The organism is Bilophila sp., from assembly GCF_057864385.1.
The window spans coordinates 1-3,360 of the sequence record NZ_DBMAFI010000130.1 but is presented as its reverse complement, the minus strand read 5'-3'; the positions used below and the strand labels follow the sequence as shown (position 1 = coordinate 3,360).

The 3,360-nt window shown below is 52.6% G+C and carries 4 protein-coding genes; 2 read left to right on the top strand and 2 right to left on the bottom strand.

Features of this window, described 5'->3' with window-relative positions; genetic code table 11:
• Together ACZM8Y_RS17950 and ACZM8Y_RS17945 are read right to left on the bottom strand one after the other, a co-directional pair.
• A partial coding sequence (locus ACZM8Y_RS17950) for a tyrosine-type recombinase/integrase (protein WP_489501993.1) occupies positions 1-818 on the bottom strand: 818 nt, incomplete at its 3' end.
• Positions 819-1,182: 364 nt separating this feature from the next.
• Positions 1,183-2,010: a hypothetical protein gene (locus ACZM8Y_RS17945; protein WP_482334539.1), complete on the bottom strand. Its 828-nt coding sequence runs from the start codon at positions 2,008-2,010 to the stop codon at positions 1,183-1,185.
• Between the two features lie 198 nt (positions 2,011-2,208).
• Between ACZM8Y_RS17945 and ACZM8Y_RS17940 the strand changes: the two genes are divergently transcribed.
• Positions 2,209-2,583, top strand: coding sequence for a plasmid mobilization protein (locus ACZM8Y_RS17940; RefSeq protein WP_294621360.1), 375 nt, complete (start codon positions 2,209-2,211; stop codon positions 2,581-2,583).
• A partial coding sequence (locus tag ACZM8Y_RS17935) for a relaxase/mobilization nuclease domain-containing protein (RefSeq protein ID WP_489501991.1) occupies positions 2,549-3,360 on the top strand: 812 nt, incomplete at its 3' end. The genes ACZM8Y_RS17940 and ACZM8Y_RS17935, both read left to right, overlap by 35 nt.

Below are 3,360 nucleotides of genomic sequence, written 5' to 3'. Positions count from 1 at the left end.
GAGTGCCCGGCATTGACCAGAAAAGAGGCGAAGGTATGCCGCAAATCGTGGATGCGCACGTCGGCAAGCCCCAGTTCCCGCCGGAGCCTGTTCCAGAGCAGATAGAGATCGGAAAGCGGCTTTCCCGGAGCATGGCCGGGGAACAGCCAGGGGTTCCCTTGCTGGCGCGGGATGGAGCGAATGACTGTTATGGCCTCGTCGGACAGCGGAATATGACGAGGTTTTCCGGACTTGGACAGCGGTACGATGAGCAGCCGTAAATCCAGGCGGACGTGTTCCCAGCGCGCCTTGAGGACTTCGCTCTTGCGCGCCCCGGTCAGTAGAAGCAGGCGGATGGCAAAGGCTTCCGGCCGGTCGCTTTTTTCCAGCGCCCGCATGAGCCGTTGTGCCTCATCCCGCGAGAGGTAGCGTTCCCGCTGCGCGTGGATTTTGAAGGGCGAGACTCCCGCGCATGGCGATTGTCCCGTGGGCAGAAGACCACGCATTACGGCCAGAGAGCAAATTGTCTTGAAGACTGCCAGAATACGGTTGCAGGTGGCCGGGGCCAGCCCGCTGGACGCCAGCCCGTGCAGCCAGTCTTCCACTTCGTGGCGTTGTATGTCGGCAAGTTCCCGTGCTCCGAACGTCGGGGACAGATGCTGTCGGGCAATGCGCTCATCCACGCGCCAGCTTCGCTTGCGCAACCGGATATGCGGCAGATAGACGGATGAAACAAAACCATCAAGATTGAATGTGTCGCGCTCCGGTTGCCCGCTGTTCCTTTTGACCGGCAAGGACGGCGAGCTTGTGGAGGAAACTGACGGACGGCGGCGAACCATGCGGCGTTCTCCAGGTAAAAGATTGACGGTGGATCATAAAGCTACGGCAATCTTGTATGATCCGCATTGGGGCGTTTGTGCCGGTTCCGCATGGGAAAAGAAGGACGAACTCCATCATACTTTTCTCCTATTGTATTGAACTGTATATATTTGTCGAAGCTGCACACTGTTGAAAGATTTTTATTTCAGCAATATAGAACTGATTGGGAAAAAAGAAAAAATATTTTTGAATCTGGTTTCATATATGCTCTTACCGTGAAAGTTTTTGATGATTTCCACTCTTGATAAGGAAAAATGCCGTGTAAAGAATTTTATTGCACGGCATTTTTTATGCAGAGGACAAGAGGAGAATATCACACCAGCGTCAACGCGGTGAAGCATCATCCCAGCACGATACAGGCGATTGCCACCAGCAGGAATTTACGTCGGTCCCGATTTGCTTCGGAGAACTTTTTTGCGGCGAATATCCCGAAAAGAATTCCGCAGCAGAGGCAGATTGCAGCCAGAATGATTCCCGCAGGCATCCGTAACAGGGCGGGCGGCTGCACCTGCCCTGAGCTGAACCGGAAGCCGACCCACAGCAGGAAACTTCCATAAGGCAGCAGTGAAAAAGATGCCGTGGCTCCCCATGCCAGCATGTATGGATATGCTGTTTTCGGGGTGGGCTTTCCGCCAGACGGCTCTGCACCAGAGAGTGACTTTCTTTGTTGTACACATCGAGATTCGAGGTATCGCTTTCCAGCAGAAGCGCCTGTTTCCCATTATCGAGCAGATAGCCAATCAGGGTGAAGGCCAGCTTATTCTTGCCGACGATGCCTTTGTTTATTCCAATATAAAAAATGGGCATGTTCATGTTACAGATTCTCGTTTGATGTATCGGAGACAATAAAGATGCTTTTTCCGTGGGGTGTTTTTTTACAGGTGTCGTCTCCTTTTTCTGAGGAGCGGAAACATTCTCGTCCTCCGAAAAAAATCGTTTTATGAGATACGCGGGAATGATGATGCCCTCGTTCTTGAGCATTTGGCTCAGTTCTCTGGGATTATAGCCTTTCTCCTTCGCCTTTCTGAAATCCCTCTCCAGTAGTTCCGCCGCCTCCGGGCGTGTTTTTCTGTCTTCTTTCTCCGGCAAATCCTGAAGCAGTTTCCTTGCCCGTTCTATTTGTTGAGGGCGGATAGTTGCGTTTTTGGCCACAGCATTTCCTCCTTGTGGAAAAGTGCCGCCAGTATACGGAAAATTTCTTCATATATACAATTTGGCCACTGCACGAGGCGGGTTCTTCGTGGCAGGATGGTAGTTGTAATACACAACTACCATCCTGCCAGAAGGCTACGCCCTCTGGACTCCCGAAATGCTCGGCGCTTCGCTTCTCGCATTCCAAAGGCAAGAGGCATGAAAGGCAGAAAAGGCACGAAGGGAGGCGGCAGGTATGCCGCCAATATCCTGATCACTCTTCGAGTGACCGTTGAGGAAAAAACGCGCCTCACGGAGCAGGCGGAAATCGCCGGATTGTCTCTGTCGGAATATATGCGGCGACGCTTTTTCGGAGGCAGGATTGCCGCCCATACGGATTTGAACACCATCGCAGAATTGAGGCGTATCGGCGGGTTGCTCAAGCACAATTTTGAGACACTCCGGCAGGCCAAAGCTCCCCCGGATGTTTTTGAAAGGCAGGAGGAAGCCCTGCGAAATCTGACATGGGCCATCCAGAAAATTTCGCTGCGTTGTCATTATGATTGTCAAGAAAATCAAGAATACGAAGGCTGAAAAGCCCAAAGCGTGGCAGATAGGCGACCTGGTGGATTACATCCGCTACCCCCACAACAAAAACCCGCAGGAGAAAATCGAATACGCGGGAGGAAGAGGTTTTCTTTCAGCGACCCATACCGGTCAGAAGATGGAAATGATTGCCCTTGCGCGGGAGTCCGCACACAGCAATATGCCGGTACAGCACTGGATGTTTTCCTGGCAGGAAAGTGAACAGCCCACCAGAGAACAGGTGGAGGAATTGGTGGATGTTTTTCTTGAAAGGATGGGCTTAACCGGCCACCAGACTGTCTATGGGTTGCACTACGATACGGACAATTATCATCTCCACATTGCGGTCAATCGCATGAACCCGGATAGCGGAAAAGTTGTGCAGCCGCACAGAGGTTTCGATATCCGGGAAGCGCATAAAATCGTGGCGTTCATTGAACACAAACAAGGATGGGCCGGTGAAGAAAACTCTATGTACGCGGTATTGGAAGATGGAGAACTGGCGCGAAGAAGGACGGCCCGCGAGATAAAACCGAAGCAGGCCGCGCTGGATTTTGAACACGCCACCGGCGAGAAATCCGCCCAGCGCATCGCGCAGGAACGCGGCCACGGCATCATCAAGAACGCGAAATCGTGGGCCGAATTGCATGAGAAGCTGGCGGGAGTCGGTTTGCGTTTTGAGAAGAAAGGTTCTGGGGCCATCATCTTTGTGGGTGAAATCGCTGTGAAGGCGTCTTCAGTGGATCGCGCGTTCAGCATGGGAAAGCTGTGCAAAAAGTTGGGCGA